The 1634-nt window shown below is 38.1% G+C and carries 2 protein-coding genes and 1 pseudogene; all 3 read left to right on the plus strand.

Features of this window, described 5'->3' with window-relative positions; all coding sequences use genetic code 11:
* The first annotated feature begins 114 nt into the window (after positions 1 to 114).
* Entirely contained in the window at positions 115 to 843 is a 729-nt protein-coding gene (locus tag ACFIKO_RS09165; protein ID WP_375673862.1) for a Rha family transcriptional regulator, read from the plus strand.
* 15 nt (positions 844 to 858) lie between these two features.
* A complete protein-coding gene (locus tag ACFIKO_RS09170) occupies positions 859 to 1428 on the plus strand; it encodes a hypothetical protein (protein ID WP_375673863.1) in 570 nt (189 codons plus the stop codon).
* 74 nt (positions 1429 to 1502) lie between these two features.
* Positions 1503 to 1634 (plus strand): annotated as a pseudogene (locus ACFIKO_RS09175) (recombinase); the annotation flags it as partial.

Genomic DNA, 1634 nt, shown 5'->3' on the forward strand with positions numbered 1-1634 from the left:
AATCATTATTTCAAAATTCACGCAGCAAGGAAAATTGCTCAAGCAGAACGTCATAGAAACTATGGCAGAATATTATACCAAAACTTGTGTTTTTCTTAATTAAGGGGGGTGATGATGCGAAACTTTATTATAACATCTGAAAACAATTTTCAAAACACAACAGTTCAAACGATGTCTAGTCGTGAAATTGCAGAGTTATGCGGTAAGCAACATGCGCATATTATGCGTGATATTCGGCAAATGTTAGGAGAATTATATCCTGAAGGGGGTCAATCCAAATTTGGATCCACCTATTTAGATAAACAGGGTAAGCCCCAAAACTGTTACAACCTCCCTAAACGTGAATGCCTCATTTTAGTTTCGGGTTACAGCATGACATTACGCGCCAGGATTATAGACCGTTGGCAAGAATTGGAAAAGCAAGCAGCCATACCACAAATCGACTACTCAAGCCCTCAAGTTATGCTTGGTGTTTTAACGTATCTCAAAAATGAAAATGAACAAAAAGATAACATTATTGCAAATTTAAAACCAAAGGCAATGGCTCTTGAAAGCTTACAGCGCCATGATGGACTCTTCGGTCTTACAGAAGCCGCTAAAATACTCGAGATGCAACCAAAACAGTTCATTCTCTTCTTACAGAAAAAAGGTTGGGTTTACCGGCGTGCAGCAGGTGGAAATTTGCTTCCTTATCAAGACAAAATCCAAAAGAAACTTATGGATTGTCCAACCATCACACTTCAAACCGCAAGTGGAATAGAAAAGGTCATTCCTTGCGCAAAAATTACAGCAAAAGGAATTGGTGTGCTGTCTCAAGAGCTTAAAAGACAAAGCATGCATTAAGAGGAGGTTATTATGATAAAAAAGAAATACGAACTGACTGATGAAATAAAAGAATTTTATGATGCAAGAGCCGATAAAAGTAAAAAACTTTATCGCATACGTGCATTAAGAGATTTTAGAAATATTAAAAAAGGTTACTTAGGCGGCTATATACAAAAAGAAGACAACCTATCGCATGAAGGCGATTGTTGGGTTTGGCATAAAGCTATGGTTTATGGTGACGCTAAGATTTTCGGCAATGCACAAGTATTTGAACGCGCAAAAATTACAGGCAGGGCGCGTGTTTATGAAAATGCAAAAGTTTGCGGTGAAGCATATGTTGAATATGATGCGCAAATTTACGGCAATGCACAAATTTATGGTGAGGCTCGAGTTTTGGGCCATGTTTATGGCAATGCCCGTGTCTATGGAGATGCTTATTTAAGTGATAAAGCGCACATTTCCGGAAATATGAAAATTCTAGATGGAGTATATATTTTCGATAATGTAAATATTTCTGGTAATCTTGAAATTCGTGGACGCAATTCAATCATCTGCGAAAGTGACTATTCAGCAAGCGATATAAGCTACATAAACCGTTTCTAACCACACAACCAACTTTTAAACACCAGCGTGATTCACGCCACGGGTGAATTGCGCTCAAATAGGAGGAAATCAAGATGAGTGAACAAAACACTAACCTAACAGAAGTTGAAGAAACACATCATTTAGCGATTAAACAAACTGCTATGGAACGCATTTTAAACAGAGCCTTAGAAAATGACGTCGATATGGACCGTCTCGAGCGTCTC

Source organism: Bartonella sp. TS82HLJMH, from assembly GCF_042193495.1.
Lineage (GTDB): Bacteria > Pseudomonadota > Alphaproteobacteria > Rhizobiales > Rhizobiaceae > Bartonella > Bartonella grahamii.

What these genes read in the sequence shown, in the direction of transcription:
- ACFIKO_RS09165 (WP_375673862.1), top strand. Translation starts at nt 115, where the DNA reads ATGCGAAACTTTATTATAACATCTGAAAACAATTTTCAAAACACAACA.